Here is a 14,453-nt window from a genome sequence, read left to right as displayed (position 1 = left end):
ACGGCGCTCCTTTTGCGGGTTGTGCGCGGAGGACGAACCGCATAGCCGCTTCCCGACATCGGCGCGCAGATTTTTATTGCGACGTCGTGCCGCAGGCGACTTCAGGTCACGATCGGCGTCGGCATGGTCAGAAATGCCCGCGTCACATGCCAGAACAGCTCGCGATTGGTGGCAAGCGCCACCGAATGGGCGGTGCCGGGCAGGATGATGAACTGGCGGTCGCCGTTCGGCAGCTTGTTGAAGAACTCCTCGAGGTCGGGGACCGCCGCGATCCCGTCATATTGGCCGCGGACCAGCAGCACCGGCGCCAGCACCTGCTCCGGATGCACCACCGGCAGATTGGCGGTCATGTCGAGATAGGTGCCGGTCGGGATCTGGTCGCCGAACTGCATCTCGACATCGGCCAGCACTTCCATCACCGCGGGGTCCGACGTGCCGGGCCTGTCGCGGGTCGCAATCGAACGGATCATGTCGCGGTCGCGCTCGCCCTTGTTGTGACTGCGGTAATAGGCAAGCTGCTCGGCGCGCTTCGCCAGCGTCGGCGAGCCCTCGCCCTTGTAGGTGAAGGCGGCGAACACCAGCCGGTCGATCCGCTCGGGGGCCGCCATCGCGAACGCGCCGGCGCGCAGCGCGCCGGAGGATTCGCCGAGGAAGTGATATTTCGTCTGCCCGGTCTCGCGCGCGATCACCTCGACCGCGGCCTTCAGGTCCTCGACACCGCTCGCGATATCCGCATTGCCCGACGTGCGGCCGGACTTGCCGTAATTCTCATGGTCCATGGTCCAGCAGTCGAAGCCGTAGCGCGCGAAGGTGTTGAGCAACGAATACTCGCCCTTGCCCGGCACGGTGAGGTCGAACACCCTCGATGTCACCGACGAGCCGTGAACGAAGAACACCACGGGCCGCGCCGGCTCGCCCGGTTTCGGCGCGCCGATCCGCTTGCGGAACATCCACAAGGGGATCTCGCCCTTCTTCGCCCAGTATTCGTTGCTCCATACTTCTCCCTCGGCGGGAACGGCGGTCGCGGCTTGCGCGGGCGCTGCTGCGAGCGCGCCGGCGGCCGCAGCAGTGCCGATACCCTTGATGATGGTACGCCGCGAATGGTCGGAATGCATCTTGGCCGGCCTCCCCTTCGGAACAACGGGACTTCGTTCGTCCGCCGGATTGTACGATGCTAGCATCCACAACCGTCATTGCGAGCGCAAGCGAAGCAATCCATGGCGCTGCTTGCGGAAGCATGGATTGCTTCGTCGCTTCAGCGCAAATTGCTTTGCAATTTTGTCGCGAGCTCCTCGCAATGACGGCCAGTGGATGCACGATTTTGTGAACGCGCATTCCGGCGTTCGGCGCGGACGACGGACGGACTTGGCCCTAGTCTCCGCGGCGATCCGACCGGAAACATCCGGCGAGAAGCGGGAGCGAAGAATGAGCAGCAATCTCACCGACGAAGAACTTGCCGCCTTGATGCCCTCCGAACTGTGCCAGCACCAGACGCCGATCCCGACCCAGATCGTCTCCAGCGACGAGTTCTATCCCGACCCGCAGAACGAACGGCAGCGCGAGGTCGAGGCGCGACTGCTCGCGATGGCCGACGATCTCGGCGGCAAGCACGGCCTCGACCGCCGGAGATTCTTCCAGACCGCGGCCGGCATGGCCGCCTCCTTCGTCGCGATGAACCAGGTCTACGGCGAACTGTTCGACGTGACGCCGGCGGAGGCCGCGACACCCGCGATGGCGCAGGAGCGCGCCAACGGATTGAAAGACCAGTTCATCATGGACATGCACACGCATTTCCTGCGCGACGACACCCGCATCATGGGCTTTGTTGAAATGCGCAAGGCGGTCGGCAAGGCCGGCTGGAACAAGGAGCTCAACGATCACGAACAGACCATCGAGGATCTCAAGTTCAACAACTACAAGAAGGAGATGTTTCTCGATTCCGACACCAAGATCGCGCTGATCTCCTCGGCGCCCTCGGATATCGAGCAGGACTGGTTCCTGACCAACGAGCAGATGGCCGACGCGCGCAAGAAGATGAACGACGAGGCCGGGTCGCGGCGCGTGTTCTGCCACGCCATCTTCACGCCCGGGCAGCCCGGTTGGCTCGACAAGCTCGACGCCGCATTGGCGCTGAAGCCGGAATCCTGCAAGGGCTATACGATCGGCGACAACACCCACAAGGAGATCAGCCGCTACCCGTGGCGGCTGGACGACGAGAAGGTCGCCTACAAGGGCTATGAGAAGATGGTCAAGGCGGGCATCAAGAATGTCTGCGTCCACAAGGGACTGTTCCCGCCCGGCATCGAGAAGCAGTACCCGAACCTGCGCGGCTTCGCCGACGTTGCCGATGTCGGCCAGGCGGCCAAGGACTGGCCGCAGCTCAACTTCATCATCTATCACTCGGCTTATCGCCATGTCGGCGGCGACCCGAGGGTCGCGCTCGCCGAATTCGAGCGTACCGGCCGGATCGCCTGGACCTCCGACCTCGCCGACATCCCGGCGCAGTACGGCGTCAACAATGTCTATGGCGATGTCGGGCAATTGTTCGCGACTACCCTCGTCGCCGAGCCCAATGTCTGCGCCGCGCTGATGGGCACCCTGATCAAGGGGCTTGGCGTCGATCACGTCTGCTGGGGCACCGATGCGTTGTGGACCGGCGCGCCGCAGTGGCAGATCGAGGGCCTGCGGCGGCTGGAGATCCCCGAAGTGATGCAGAAGAAGTTCGGCTACGCGCCGCTCGGTCCCGCCGACGGGCCGGTGAAGACCGCGATCTTCGGCGACAACAACGCCCGGCTCTACAACATCCAGCCGAAGCGCGCGATGCTCGACCTCAAGGGCGATCGCTTCGCGATGATGAAGGCGCAGTATGAGAAGGCCGGCCCCGAGCCGTCACACACGCGCTACGGCTACGTGGTGCCAAACGCAGTGATCGATCACCGGGTGTTTGTGTGACGCTCTAGCCCGTCATTGCGAGGAGCGACAGCGACGAAGCAATCCATTCATCCGCATGCAAGGAAAGATGGACTGCTTCGCTTCGCTCGCAATGACGAGCAGCCGGAGTTTCACCGTCCCTGAAATTTCGGCTTGCGCTTCTCGCTGAAGGCCTTGACGCCTTCCTTGAGATCGTCGCTGTCCCTGACTTCATCGAGCAGCCGCCGCACGTCGGCGACCGTCTCCAGCGGCCCCTTCGGCATGGCTTCACGGGCCAACCTCTTCAGCGCGCGGACCACCAGCGGCGCGTTGCCGGCGATCTTCGCGGCCATCTCCTGTGCAATCGCGATATGTTGTCCCTTTGGCACAACCTTGTTGACGAAACCGATCTGGTAGGCACGCTCCGCCGACATTTCCTCGCCGACCAGCAAAAACTCCATCGCGATCTTGTGCGGCATGCGCGCCATCACCGACGAGACGCCGCCCGCCGTGGTTCCGATCTTGCCCTCGGGATAAATGAAACGCGTCGTCTCCGACGCCACGCACAAATCGGCCATCTGGACCAGCACGAAGGCCCCGCCGACCACCCAGCCAGACGTCGCCGCAACGACCGGCTTGTCCAGCTCGACGCCCAGACCGGGGACCGCGTGCCACATATTGGCTGGAAGGTCGGCGACATCGGCGCCGACCGAGAAATACTTCTCCTCCGAGGAAGCCAGCACCGCGACGCGATCGTCGCTGTCGCGGAATCGCAGCCAGGTATCGCGCAACTCGCTGCACAGCGCATTGTTCAGCGCATTGTGCTTTTCGGTGCGGGTCATCGTGATGGTGGCGACGTGATCCGCACTCTCGTAACGAACGAGCGTCATGCTGGCCTCCCTGTTTTGTTGTTCTTTCAACGCGGCCTGGCCGCGTCGTCACTTCTTCTCGTCGGGATGCCGGTGCACCGGGTCGACCCACAGCACGTGCTCCGGCTTCTCGACCGGCTCGATGTCGAGATTGATCGCGACCGCCTCGCCGTCGGAGCGCACCAGCACGCATTCCAGCATCTCGTCGGGGCTGGCATTGATCTCCTGGTGCGGCACGTAGGGCGGCACGAAGATGAAATCGCCGGGGCCGGCTTCGGCGGTGAACTGCAGCTTCTCGCCCCAGCGCATCCGCGCCTTGCCCTTCACGACATAGATGATGCTTTCGAGGTGACCGTGATGATGCGCGCCGGTCTTGGCGTCCGGCTTGATGCTGACGGTGCCTGCCCACAATTTCTGCGCGCCGACGCGCGCGAAATTGATCGCGGCCTTGCGGTCCATGCCGGCGGTCGACGGCACATTCGGATCGAGCTGGTTGCCGGGAATCACACGGACGCCGTCGTGCTTCCAGCGCTCGTCGTCGTGATGGTGGTCGTGGGAGTGGGGGTGATCGTGGGAACCGCTCATCGTTCTTGCTCTCGTTGGTCGATTTTCGTGCCTGGAACGCTAGCGAAAAGCGCCCCTGCAGGCGAGCGCAAAATGGGAACATCGCCATGTGCCGGCGCGTTGCATCAGCGTATTCAGAAGGAGTAATTTCATGGGTAGCACGACCGACAAGATCAAGGGCACGGCCAATGAGGCGATCGGGAGGTTCAAACGGCGTCTTGGCAAGGTCACCGGTTCTCCGGCGATGCAGGGCAGAGGCGTGATCCTGGAAGCCAAGGGCAAGGGACAGAAGGCACTCGGCGGCGTCAAGAGCATCGTCAGACACACCGTCAATAGGGTGACCGCAGCGGCTCACTGGCCTCGCTGAAAGAGAGACGAGACGGCCGGTCCCATCGAGCCGGCTGCTCGAGCATGAGCAACGTTGGTCAGTTGCGCGGGCGCGGATGTGCCAGCACATCCGGATGTGCCAGCACATCCGGATTGACCACATTCGTCGGCGCACCGGCGGCGTAGGCCAAGATCTGATCGAAGATATCGGTGAACTGGATCTCGTATTCGTCGCGCGAGACATAGCCGAGATGCGGCGTGCAGACCACATTGTCCATGTTGAGCAACGGGTCCGACGTGTCGCGCAGCGGCTCCTTCTCGTAGACATCGATCGCCGCCATGCCGGGCCGGCCGGCGCGCAGCGCATCGACCAGCGCGCCGGGCTCGAGCAGCGGGGCGCGGCTGGTGTTGACGATCAGCGCAGTCTCCTTCATCCGCGCGAGGTCCTCCGCCTTAACGATGCCGCGCGTCGCGTCGACCAGCCGCATGTGCAGCGACAGCACATCGCAGCGGGCAAAGAAATCGGCCTTGCTGGCCGCGGTCTCGTAGCCGTCGGCGCGCGCCTTGGCCATCGCAGGTTCCCGCGCCCAGACCAGCACGTTCATGCCGAACGCCCTGCCATAGCCCGCGACCACGGCGCCGATGCGGCCGTAGCCATAGATGCCGAGCGTCTTGCCGCGCAGCGTATGACCGACGCCGATCTGCCAGTTGCCGGCCTTCAGCGCCGCCATCTGTTGCGGGATCGCGCGCATCGCCGCGAGGATCAGGCCCCAGGCGAACTCGGCGGTGGCGTAGGACGGCGTATCGGCATGCTGGCTCGACGACACGATGATGCCGAGCCGCGTGCAGCTGTCGATGTCGATATGCGGATAGACGCTGCGCTGGCTGATCAGCTTCAGCTTCGGCAGGCGTTCGAGCAGCGGGGTGCGGATCTGGGTGCGTTCGCGGATCAGCACCAGCGCGTCGGTGTCGCGCAGCCGCCCGGCAAGCGCATCGACGTCCTGGACGTGGTCGTTCCAGATGGTGACGTCGTAGCCGTCGAGCTTGCGGAAGCAATCGAGGGAGCGCAGCGTGTCGAAATAATCGTCGAGGATCGAGATCTTCATCGCTGCGCCCTCTTTCTTGTGGGCCGATGAGCTGACGGCCGGGAGCTTACTTCACGCCGAGCAGTTCGACGTCGAAGATCAGCGTCGCATTCGGCGGGATCGCGCCGCCGGCGCCGCGCGCACCATAGCCGAGGTTCGGCGGGATGATCAGCGTCCGCTTGCCGCCGACCTTCATGGTGGCAACGCCCTCGTCCCAGCCCTTGATCACGCGGCCCTGGCCGATCGGGAATTCGAACGGCTCGTTGCGGTCGACGGAAGAGTCGAATTTCTTGCCCTTCTGGCCGTTCTCATAGAGCCAGCCGGTGTAGTGCATGACGCAGGTCTGGCCGGTCTTCGGCGAGGCGCCGGTGCCGACCTTGCTGTCGATGATCTGGAGGCCTGAAGCTGTGGTCATGGGCTTTCCTGCGGTTTGGGCCGTTGCCGTTCCGGCAGCGGACGTGGAGACCGCCGCCGCAAGGCCGGCGAAGGCAGTCTTGATGATCGTGCGTCGTGAAGATTGCATCCCGGACGTCCTTCCTTGATTGATAGCGATCCCGATCAGTAGCCGAGCGCGCAGCCGTCCTTGCGCGGATCGGAGCCGCCGGTCAACGTACCCTTGTCCCAGTCGATCCAGATGCCCTGGCCGCCGCCGAGCGGGGCGACCACGCTGGTGGTCTTGTGGCCGATCTTCTTCAGGCCCTCGACGATCTCCGCCGGCACAGAGTCCTCGAGCTGGTAGACGCCCTCGTAGTGCAGGCCGCGCGGCATGTCGATCGCCTCCTGGATGTCGCAGCCATAGTCGAGCATGTTGGTCAGCACGTGGGTCTGGCCGACCGGCTGATACTGTCCGCCCATCACGCCGAACGGCATCACGGCACGTCCGTTTTTGGTGGCCAGCGCCGGGATGATGGTGTGCAGCGGCCGCTTGCCCGGCGCGATGCAGTTCGGATGGCCGGGCTGGATGCGGAAGCCGCCGGCGCGGTTCTGCAGGAGGATGCCGGTCTTGTTGGAGACGATCGCCGAGCCGAACGAATGCGCGATCGAGTTGATGAAGGAGCAGACGTTGCGATCCTTGTCGACCACCGTGATGTAGACCGTCGACGGATTCATCGGCGGCGCGACGTTCGGCAGGTCGAGCAGCCGGTCCATCCGGATGTTCTTGATGTGCTCGTCGGCGAACTCCCTGGAGAGGATGCCGGCGACGTCGACATGCACCTGCTGGGGATCGCCGATATGCTGCTCGCGCATCATGTAGGCGATCCGCGCGGCTTCCGCCTCGAGGTGGAAGCGCTCGACGCTGAGCGGCTTGAACTTGGTCAGGTCGAAGCGTGACAGGATGTTGAGCATGACCAGCATGGTGATGCCGGGGCCGTTCGGCGGGCACTGCCAGACGTCGTGGCCCTTGTACATCGTGCCGATCGGCGAGGTCGTCTCGGTCGCATGCGCCGCGAAGTCCTCCAGCGTGTGCAGGCCGCCGATGCCGCGCAGCGTGTCCACCATGTCGGCGGCGATCTCGCCGCTATAGAAGGCGTCGCGGCCCTTCTGCGCGATCGCGCGCAGCGTCTTGCCGAGCTCGGGCTGGCGGATCACGTCGCCGGCGACCGCAGGCTTGCCGTGCGGCAGCAGGTAGCGCTCGGTGTTGGTGCCGTTCTTCAGCTTCTCAAAACCGTTCTTCCAGTCGAAGGCGATGCGCGGGGCGACGACGTAGCCCTCTTCGGCGGCCTTGATCGCGGGCTGCAGCAGCCGGTCGAAGCCGAACTTGCCGTGATCCCTCAGGATCACGTCCCAGGCATCGATGGCGCCGGGAATGCTGACGGCATGCGCCGAGGTCAGCGGCACTGAATGGATCTTGCGTTCGAGATACCACTCGGCGGTGGCCGCCATCGGCGCCCGGCCGCTGCCGTTGTAGGCCGTGATCTTGCCCTCGCCCTTCGGCTGGATCAGCGCGAAGCAGTCGCCGCCGATGCCGGTCGATTGCGGCTCGATGACGCCGAGCAGCGCGCAGGCCGCGACCGCAGCGTCGGCAGCGCGTGCCGCCCTCGCGCATCACCTCGATGGCCACGAGTGCCGCCTCCGGATGCGACGTCGCCACCATCGCGTTCTGGGCGTGGACGGTGGAACGGCCGGCGAAATGGAAATTCCTCATAACGGAGTGCTCGCTTGATCGTGATGGTCTGATGGTGCGGCGGCGGATGGATGCCAAGGGGTTACAAAGTACATGGCACATTCATCCCCGGCAGGGCAATGCCTGGCATGCCAGAGGAATTATCCCGATAATGCATGGCTTTGCGGGGTTTCGCGGGCCGTGTTGGCCTGATAAACCCCGGCCATGCCCCTCAAGGTCGCTGCCTTCTACCAGTTCGCCGCGCTGCCCGACTTCCGCGCGCTGCGCGAGCCGCTGCGCGCGTTCTGCACCGAGCTTGATCTCAAGGGCAGCGTGCTGCTCGCCCATGAGGGCATCAACGGCACCATTGCCGGTACCGGTGAAGCCATCGACCGCTTCGTCGCCGAGCTCAGGCACGGGCCGCTGTTCGGCGGCCGCCTCGACAATCTCGAGCTGAAATTCTCCGAAGCTGCGCAGATGCCGTTCCAGCGGCTCAAGGTGCGGCTGAAGAAGGAGATCGTCACGCTCGGCGACGCCACGGTCGATCCGACGCGGCAGGTCGGCTCCTATGTCGATGCCGCCGACTGGAACGAGCTGATCGCCGCGCCCGACATCATGCTGCTCGACACCCGCAACGCGTTCGAGGTCGCGATGGGCACCTTCGAAGGCGCGGTGGATCCCAGGATCGCGAGCTTCGGACAATTCAAGGAGTTTGCCGCGCGGCAGCTTGATCCCCAGAAGCACCGCAGGATCGCGATGTTCTGCACCGGCGGCATCCGCTGCGAGAAGGCGAGCGCCTATCTGCTCGCGCAGGGCTTCGCCGAGGTCTATCACCTCAAGGGCGGCATCCTCAGATATCTCGAGGAAACGCCGCAGCAGGACAGCCGCTGGCGCGGCGACTGCTTTGTGTTCGACGAGCGCGTCGCGCTGGGCCACGGCCTGCGCGAGCGTGCAACGGCATTGTCGGGCAAAGCGGAGAGCGCAAGCGGCTCTTGCGAGGCTGCGGTCCATGAATGACACGGCAAGGCTGAGCGAACGGATCGATGCGCTGGAAGTCCGCCTGACCTACCAGGACGAAGCCATCGAGACGCTGAACCAGACCATCACGGCACAATGGAAACAGATCGACGCGCTGACGCGCCAGATCGCAGAGTTGCGCGACCGGCTTCAGGAGGCCGAACGCCAGGCTCCCGGCCCTGCCAACGAGCGCCCACCGCATTATTGATCGATGCCGACCGACTGCGGCGGCATCCGATTACATGTTGCTCACCTGACGCATCGGCTTCGCGCCGCTGAAGAACAGGCTGGACAGCCGCTGCACCATCGCCGTCGCGCGGCTGCCTTCGAGGCCCGGACGAACGCACAGCAAGCGTTTCTGCACCGGCAGTTCCGGAAGATAATAGTCCTTCGCCGAAACCAGGGAGGACGGAATCATCCGTTCGGGGCACGCCGTCAGGCCGTAGCCGGCCCGTGCGGCTTCCAGCCGCAGTTGGTGGTTCGGGCTGCGGAAGACGATCTTGTACGAGATGTTGTGCTTGGTGAGCGTCCGGATCATCCAGTCGTCACCGGGCCACGCCAGGATCGGGATCGGGGCGCCCGGCCGCAGAACAAAGTCGCGTGACCGCACCCACACCGAACGCTCGTCGGCCTCGGCGGCGATCGTCACCTCGTCTTCGCTCTCGAGCGAAGGATTGCTGTAGACGAAGGCGATGTCGATGTAGCCGTCGATCAATCCCCTGATCACGATCGGCGACATGTCGGCGTGAACCAGCACATCGGCGAGCGCGTCGGCCGGATGCAGCTTGAGGAATTCCTCGGCGAGCATCGTGCTCATTCCGAGCCGCAATGGCTGCGGTCCTTCATGATTGCCGCCGAGCCGCAGCAGTTGATCGTTCGCTTCGAGGATTCGCCTTGCCTGCTGCACAGCAACCTTGCCGAGCTCGGTGGTCGTGGTGCCATTTGCGGTTCTGATGAACAGCGCGCCACCGACCAGGCTTTGCAGTCGCTTGACCTGCGAACTGATCGCCGGCTGACTGAGGCCGAGACGCTCACCGGCCTTCGACAGACTTCCCGTCTCTGCAATCGCAACGACGGTGCGAACGATCTCGGTAGGAATATTCAAATGCTGACGCGGTCTGTGCATCGCGGGCCCTCCAATCTCAGCACGGGACGCAAATACGTTCTCCAGTATGTGATTCAGCTATACTAACATTTGGTTGCACTTTCGTTTAGTTTCAATTTGTCGCGACACCACCGCGATTGCAGTCCTTATGTATTGTTACGTGCATTGCCACGTAGAGCTACGGTATCGGACGGCTGCATCTGCACACGCGCGTAGCGCTGCAACGGCAGGCGTCCCCGGATTTCTGCGGACACGGCATCAAACATTTTGATTACCCCATAACGCAGCGATCCCTCGATCAGTTCTAGCGCTGCCATCCATCTGAATTGCCGTCACTGATTCGCGAAAGCGTTTTCATAGTTTTCCTTAATCAAAGCCCCGCAACGTGACGCAGTAGCTCGCGTTCCGAGGTATTGCCAATGACCAGGTTCTTCCGCTGCCGAAGCGGCGCTTCTGCTGTCGAATTCGCGCTGATGCTGCCGCTGTTTCTCGCCTTCATTTTCGGCATCATCGTATTCGGCTCGTACCTCGCCATGGTGCATGGCGTTCAGCAACTCGCCGCCGAAGCGGCGCGGTCCTCCATCGCGGGAATGACCGACACCGAACGCAACAGCCTCGCGACAAATTACGTCACCGCCAACGCATCGACCTATCCGTTGCTCGTTCCCGGCAATCTCACGGTCAACGCCGCGCCGTCGCCATCGAATGCCAACGTCTATGTCGTGACGGTCAACTACAACGCGGCCGGCAACTTCATCTACAAGCTGCCCTTCGTCCCGGCGCCTGCGAGCACCATCGTCCGCTCCGCGGCGATCCAGTACGGGGGATTCTAGAATGAGAGGCGTCCTCATTCTGATGCAGCGCTTCGGCGCCGACGAGCGCGGCAATTTCGCGATGATCTCGGCCGGCCTGATGACGCTCCTGATCGGATGCGCCGGGCTTGCCATCGATCTCGGCTCGATCTTCGCCGACCGGCGCAAGACGCAGAGCACCGCCGACCTCGCCGCGATCGTCGCCGCCGCCAATTTGAGCAATCCGGTCAACGCCGCCAGCGCGACGGTGACGCAGAACAATTATCCGGCCAGCGCGCTGGTCAAGGTCGAGACGGGGACCTACACCGCAAACAGCGCCATCGCGCCACAGTCCCGTTTCGTGACCCCGGCGGTCGGCATTCCGAACGCCGCGCGCGTCACACTGACGACCAAGACGCCGCTCTACTTCGCGCGCTACCTCACCGGCGCGAACAGCTTCAACATCACGACGACCGCCACCGCGACATCGACCGAAATGGCTTCGTTCGCGATCGGCTCGCGGCTGCTCTCGGTCAACGGCGGGGCGCTCAATGCGCTGCTCGGCTCGATGCTCGGCACCACGCTGTCGCTCTCGGTGATGGACTATAATTCGCTGATCAGCGCCAAGATCGACGCATTGGACTTCCTGTCGGCGCTGGCGACCCGGGTCAACCTGACCGGCATCACCTACAGCGACCTGCTGAGCAGCAACATCAAGGTCGGCGACATCATCGCGGCCGCGCTGACCACGCAGCAGATCACCAACGGCGCGGGCGCCGCGACGACCGCGCTGTCGACGATCTCCCAGGCGGTCACCGGCTCCTCGACCAAGATCTCGCCGGGCACCCTGGTCGATCTCGGCCCCTTCGCCAACCTCACGGTGGGGCAGAAGCCGAAGGTCGGCGCCAGCGTTTCGGTGTTCGACCTCATCAACACGGTGGCGCAGATCGCCAACGGCAACCACCAGATCGCAACCTCGATCAATCTCGGCCTGCCCGGCATCGCCAACGTGTCGGTGATCGCAACGATCGGCGAGCGCCCGGTCGGCTCGAGCTGGATCGCGATAGGCACCCAGGGCGTCAGCGTCCACACGGCGCAGACCAGGATCCTGGCGACGGTCAACGTCCTCGGCTCCGGCAGCGTTTCCGCGGTCAACCTCCCGGTCTATGTCGAGGTCGCCTCGGGTACCGCGACGCTCAATGCGGTGTCGTGCGGCCATCCGAACATCAGCACCTCGCAAGTCACGATCGGCGTCACGCCGGGCATCGTGGACGCCTGGATCGGCAACGTCACGGTTGCCGACATGACCAACTTCACGACCAAGCCCAATCCGCCGCCGGCGACGCTGGTCAATCTTGGTCTCGTCACCGTCACCGGCCGTGCCCATGCCGGCATGGGCAACACCACGTCGACCAACGTCAATTTCAGCTACAGCGACATCCAGGCGGGGACGAAGAAGACGGTGACGACGACCAACTTCCTGTCGTCGCTGACCGGAAGTCTGCTCGGCGACCTCTCGCTGACCATCAATGTCGGCCCGCTCGGGCTTCCGATCCCGGGATTGGGTGCGCTGGTCATGAGCATCCTGAACGGCGTGACGAGTTCGGTCGATCAGGTGCTGGCGTCCTTGCTCTCGACGCTCGGCATCGGACTAGGCCAGGTCGACGTCTGGGTGCTGGGCGTCCGCTGCGACGGCGCGGTCCTGGTGAACTAGGGGACCAGTCGCGACGGGCATCACATCGGGGTAGGGAGACTGCGGTGAGTACAACAATAAGATACAAGACCGACAGCCAGCGAACGGCCTTGATGAAGCGCGGAACGATCTTCTTCCGCAACACCAGCGTCGGATGTCTCGTGCTCAACATCTCGACCGGCGGGGCCGGGCTTGCGGTGGAAAGCGATGCCGCACTCCCGTTCGCGTTCGACCTCGAGATCGAGAGCGAGCCGATCCGACGGCATTGCATCCTGGTCTGGCGGCTCGAGCGCCGGCTCGGCGTGACCTTCGAGTTCGACCGGATGCAGCGCCCCGAAGGCGGCCCGGTCTAGTTATCCCGACGACCGCAATATGCGGCGGCTTCGCGCCCCCAGGGCCACGGGCGGCGCACTTCGTTCTCCGCAAGGTCGAACTCATTCTGGATCGTGGTTAGCAACCGCTGGGATATACCAGCTAATTGTCCCGATCGCCGTCGTGCTTCGACGGCGCGGGCTGCGTGGCGCTGACCGGATCGGACGCCGGGAAGGTATCCTCCAATCCCTCCTTCAGCGGGGTGCGGGCCTTGCGCTCGGCAGCCTGTGCCTCGTGCGGCTTCTCGGCATGCTTGTCATGCGGGGCAGGATCGAATTTCCGGGCCATATCGTCCCTCCATTTCCCCCAAGACAACGTCCGGAGGACAACGCGCCCACGCAAACGGGGGTTCCAGAACCGCCTTGGCCCGTTGCGCCGCAGCGTGTATCAGGGGCGCAAATTTGACCTGATCAGGAACTATCCGCGTGCCCCAGGATCCCACCAAGAAGCCGCTCATCGACGTCCTGTCGGGCCACCGGCAGGCCGTGCCGCCGCTCTGGATGATGCGGCAGGCCGGCCGCTATCTGCCGGAATATCGCGAACTGCGCGCCAAGGCGGGCGGCTTCCTCGATCTCTGCTTCACGCCCGAATTCGCGGCCGAGGTCACGTTGCAGCCGATCCGCAGGTTCAATTTCGACGCCGCGATCATCTTCTCCGACATCCTGGTGATCCCCTACGCGCTCGGCCGCTCGGTGCGCTTCGAGGCCGGCGAAGGGCCGCGGCTCGATCCGCTGGCAACTCCCGGTGAGATCGCGACCCTCGCCACCCATGCCAATTTCGACCAGCTTGAGCCGGTCTTCGAAGCCCTGCGCCGGGTCCGGCGCGAACTCGCCCCCGAGATCGCGCTGATCGGCTTCTGCGGCGCGCCATGGACGGTTGCGACCTACATGGTGGCCGGACAAGGCACGCCGGACCAGGCACCGGCGCGGATGCTCGCCTACCGTCATCCGGACGCCTTCGCCGGGATCATCGACGTGCTGGTCGAGAACTCGATCCACTATCTGGTCGGCCAGCTGAAGGCCGGTGCCGATTGCCTGCAGATCTTCGACACCTGGGCCGGCGTGCTGCCGCCGCGCGAGTTCACCCGCTGGTCGATCGAGCCGACGAAACGCATCGTTGCCGGGGTGCGCAAGCAGGTCCCCGGTGCCAGGATCATCGGCTTTCCGCGCGGCGCGGCCGGCATGCTGCCGGCCTATGTCGAGCAGACCGGCGTCGATGCCGTCTCGATCGATTGGGCAACCGAGCCGTCGATGATCCGCGAGCGCGTGCAGGGCCGCGTCGCCGTGCAGGGCAATCTCGATCCGCTGGCCCTGATCACCGGCGGCGCCGCGCTCGACCGCGCGGTGGACGATGTGCTGGAGAATTTCGGCCAGGGCCGGCTGATCTTCAATCTCGGCCACGGCATCCTGCCGGAGACGCCGATCGCCCATGTCGAGCAGATGGTCGCGCGGGTGCGGGCGTATAAGGGCTAACGTCCTGCAGCCCGGATGGAGCGCTGCGCAATCCGGGACTCTCTCGCCGGTCGACGGACCGGCCCCGGATTACGCTTCGCTTCACCCGGGCTACGCCACTGCTCTATCACCGTCACCCTGAGGCGGCCGCTTCTCCAGCGGCCC

At 64.3% G+C, this 14,453-nt stretch carries 15 protein-coding genes and 1 pseudogene; 8 read left to right on the top strand and 8 right to left on the bottom strand.

What is annotated here, in order from left to right:
* Positions 1 to 101 precede the first annotated feature (101 nt).
* On the bottom strand, positions 102 to 1,115 hold the full coding sequence (locus tag ACVILL_RS22915; protein WP_456731112.1) for an alpha/beta hydrolase: 1,014 nt from the start codon (positions 1,113 to 1,115) through the stop codon (positions 102 to 104).
* 310 nt (positions 1,116 to 1,425) lie between these two features.
* Between ACVILL_RS22915 and ACVILL_RS22910 the strand changes: the two genes are divergently transcribed.
* The gene (locus ACVILL_RS22910) at positions 1,426 to 2,952 is read left to right on the top strand and encodes an amidohydrolase family protein (protein ID WP_456731111.1); all 1,527 of its coding nucleotides are present in this window, start codon (positions 1,426 to 1,428) and stop codon (positions 2,950 to 2,952) included.
* A gap of 110 nt (positions 2,953 to 3,062) precedes the next feature.
* Here the strand turns inward: ACVILL_RS22910 and ACVILL_RS22905 are convergent, their stop codons facing one another.
* The gene (locus ACVILL_RS22905) at positions 3,063 to 3,800 is read right to left on the bottom strand and encodes an enoyl-CoA hydratase/isomerase family protein (protein ID WP_456731110.1); all 738 of its coding nucleotides are present in this window, start codon (positions 3,798 to 3,800) and stop codon (positions 3,063 to 3,065) included.
* 48 nt (positions 3,801 to 3,848) lie between these two features.
* Positions 3,849 to 4,364: a cupin domain-containing protein gene (locus ACVILL_RS22900; RefSeq protein ID WP_456731109.1), complete on the bottom strand. Its 516-nt coding sequence runs from the start codon at positions 4,362 to 4,364 to the stop codon at positions 3,849 to 3,851.
* Between the two features lie 130 nt (positions 4,365 to 4,494).
* Between ACVILL_RS22900 and ACVILL_RS22895 the strand changes: the two genes are divergently transcribed.
* On the top strand, positions 4,495 to 4,710 hold the full coding sequence (locus tag ACVILL_RS22895; protein ID WP_456731108.1) for a CsbD family protein: 216 nt from the start codon (positions 4,495 to 4,497) through the stop codon (positions 4,708 to 4,710).
* A gap of 58 nt (positions 4,711 to 4,768) precedes the next feature.
* Here ACVILL_RS22895 and ACVILL_RS22890 read toward each other — a convergent pair whose 3' ends face one another.
* The 3 genes and pseudogenes from ACVILL_RS22890 to ggt all read right to left on the bottom strand — a co-directional run bounded on the left by ACVILL_RS22890 (position 4,769) and on the right by ggt (position 7,901).
* The gene (locus ACVILL_RS22890; protein WP_456731107.1) at positions 4,769 to 5,776 is read right to left on the bottom strand and encodes a D-2-hydroxyacid dehydrogenase family protein; all 1,008 of its coding nucleotides are present in this window, start codon (positions 5,774 to 5,776) and stop codon (positions 4,769 to 4,771) included.
* A 46-nt stretch (positions 5,777 to 5,822) separates the two neighbouring features.
* A complete protein-coding gene (locus tag ACVILL_RS22885) occupies positions 5,823 to 6,278 on the bottom strand; it encodes an FKBP-type peptidyl-prolyl cis-trans isomerase (RefSeq protein ID WP_456731106.1) in 456 nt (151 codons plus the stop codon).
* A 35-nt stretch (positions 6,279 to 6,313) separates the two neighbouring features.
* Positions 6,314 to 7,901: pseudogene (ggt, locus tag ACVILL_RS22880) on the bottom strand (gamma-glutamyltransferase).
* A gap of 183 nt (positions 7,902 to 8,084) precedes the next feature.
* Between ggt and trhO the strand changes: the two are divergent.
* Both trhO and ACVILL_RS22870 read left to right on the top strand, forming a co-directional pair.
* Positions 8,085 to 8,876, top strand: a complete 792-nt coding sequence (trhO, locus tag ACVILL_RS22875) for an oxygen-dependent tRNA uridine(34) hydroxylase TrhO (RefSeq protein ID WP_456731105.1) — start codon at positions 8,085 to 8,087, stop codon at positions 8,874 to 8,876.
* On the top strand, positions 8,869 to 9,084 hold the full coding sequence (locus ACVILL_RS22870) for a SlyX family protein (protein WP_431015206.1): 216 nt from the start codon (positions 8,869 to 8,871) through the stop codon (positions 9,082 to 9,084). The genes trhO and ACVILL_RS22870 overlap by 8 nt, the downstream gene beginning before the upstream one ends.
* A 30-nt stretch (positions 9,085 to 9,114) precedes the next feature.
* Here ACVILL_RS22870 and ACVILL_RS22865 read toward each other — a convergent pair whose 3' ends face one another.
* The gene (locus tag ACVILL_RS22865) at positions 9,115 to 10,002 is read right to left on the bottom strand and encodes a LysR family transcriptional regulator (protein ID WP_456731104.1); all 888 of its coding nucleotides are present in this window, start codon (positions 10,000 to 10,002) and stop codon (positions 9,115 to 9,117) included.
* 398 nt (positions 10,003 to 10,400) lie between these two features.
* Here ACVILL_RS22865 and ACVILL_RS22860 point away from each other — a divergent pair, with 398 nt between their 5' ends.
* Genes ACVILL_RS22860 through ACVILL_RS22850 form a run of 3 tightly spaced genes read left to right on the top strand, consistent with a single transcriptional unit; the run spans position 10,401 to position 12,818 of the window.
* The gene (locus tag ACVILL_RS22860; RefSeq protein WP_028338572.1) at positions 10,401 to 10,814 is read left to right on the top strand and encodes a TadE/TadG family type IV pilus assembly protein; all 414 of its coding nucleotides are present in this window, start codon (positions 10,401 to 10,403) and stop codon (positions 10,812 to 10,814) included.
* A gap of 1 nt (position 10,815) precedes the next feature.
* A complete protein-coding gene (locus ACVILL_RS22855; RefSeq protein WP_456731103.1) occupies positions 10,816 to 12,486 on the top strand; it encodes a pilus assembly protein TadG-related protein in 1,671 nt (556 codons plus the stop codon).
* A gap of 44 nt (positions 12,487 to 12,530) precedes the next feature.
* Positions 12,531 to 12,818 (top strand): PilZ domain-containing protein, encoded by a 288-nt coding sequence (locus tag ACVILL_RS22850; protein ID WP_456731102.1) that lies wholly within the window; start codon positions 12,531 to 12,533, stop codon positions 12,816 to 12,818.
* Between the two features lie 121 nt (positions 12,819 to 12,939).
* On the opposite strand, the gene ACVILL_RS22845 is transcribed toward ACVILL_RS22850, so the two are convergent.
* The gene (locus ACVILL_RS22845) at positions 12,940 to 13,125 is read right to left on the bottom strand and encodes a hypothetical protein (protein ID WP_456731101.1); all 186 of its coding nucleotides are present in this window, start codon (positions 13,123 to 13,125) and stop codon (positions 12,940 to 12,942) included.
* A gap of 137 nt (positions 13,126 to 13,262) precedes the next feature.
* Here ACVILL_RS22845 and hemE point away from each other — a divergent pair, with 137 nt between their 5' ends.
* Positions 13,263 to 14,309, top strand: a complete 1,047-nt coding sequence (hemE, locus tag ACVILL_RS22840) for a uroporphyrinogen decarboxylase (protein WP_456731100.1) — start codon at positions 13,263 to 13,265, stop codon at positions 14,307 to 14,309.
* Positions 14,310 to 14,453: the final 144 nt, after the last annotated feature.

Source organism: Bradyrhizobium sp. USDA 3364 (assembly GCF_054056355.1).
Note: the sequence above shows the minus strand (reverse complement) of the source record. Positions and strands in the feature narration are given on the sequence as shown.

Bases quoted from the DNA above. Each gene is read 5' to 3' on its own strand.
- trhO (WP_456731105.1), top strand. From the start codon at position 8,085: ATGCCCCTCAAGGTCGCTGCCTTCTACCAGTTCGCCGCGCTGCCCGAC.
- ACVILL_RS22910 (WP_456731111.1), top strand. From the start codon at position 1,426: ATGAGCAGCAATCTCACCGACGAAGAACTTGCCGCCTTGATGCCCTCC.
- ACVILL_RS22885 (WP_456731106.1), bottom strand. From the start codon at position 6,278: ATGCAATCTTCACGACGCACGATCATCAAGACTGCCTTCGCCGGCCTT.
- ACVILL_RS22855 (WP_456731103.1), top strand. From the start codon at position 10,816: ATGAGAGGCGTCCTCATTCTGATGCAGCGCTTCGGCGCCGACGAGCGC.
- ACVILL_RS22860 (WP_028338572.1), top strand. From the start codon at position 10,401: ATGACCAGGTTCTTCCGCTGCCGAAGCGGCGCTTCTGCTGTCGAATTC.
- ACVILL_RS22905 (WP_456731110.1), bottom strand. From the start codon at position 3,800: ATGACGCTCGTTCGTTACGAGAGTGCGGATCACGTCGCCACCATCACG.
- ACVILL_RS22915 (WP_456731112.1), bottom strand. From the start codon at position 1,115: ATGCATTCCGACCATTCGCGGCGTACCATCATCAAGGGTATCGGCACT.
- ACVILL_RS22890 (WP_456731107.1), bottom strand. From the start codon at position 5,776: ATGAAGATCTCGATCCTCGACGATTATTTCGACACGCTGCGCTCCCTC.
- ACVILL_RS22895 (WP_456731108.1), top strand. From the start codon at position 4,495: ATGGGTAGCACGACCGACAAGATCAAGGGCACGGCCAATGAGGCGATC.
- ACVILL_RS22900 (WP_456731109.1), bottom strand. From the start codon at position 4,364: ATGAGCGGTTCCCACGATCACCCCCACTCCCACGACCACCATCACGAC.
- ACVILL_RS22870 (WP_431015206.1), top strand. From the start codon at position 8,869: ATGAATGACACGGCAAGGCTGAGCGAACGGATCGATGCGCTGGAAGTC.
- ACVILL_RS22845 (WP_456731101.1), bottom strand. From the start codon at position 13,125: ATGGCCCGGAAATTCGATCCTGCCCCGCATGACAAGCATGCCGAGAAG.
- ACVILL_RS22865 (WP_456731104.1), bottom strand. From the start codon at position 10,002: ATGCACAGACCGCGTCAGCATTTGAATATTCCTACCGAGATCGTTCGC.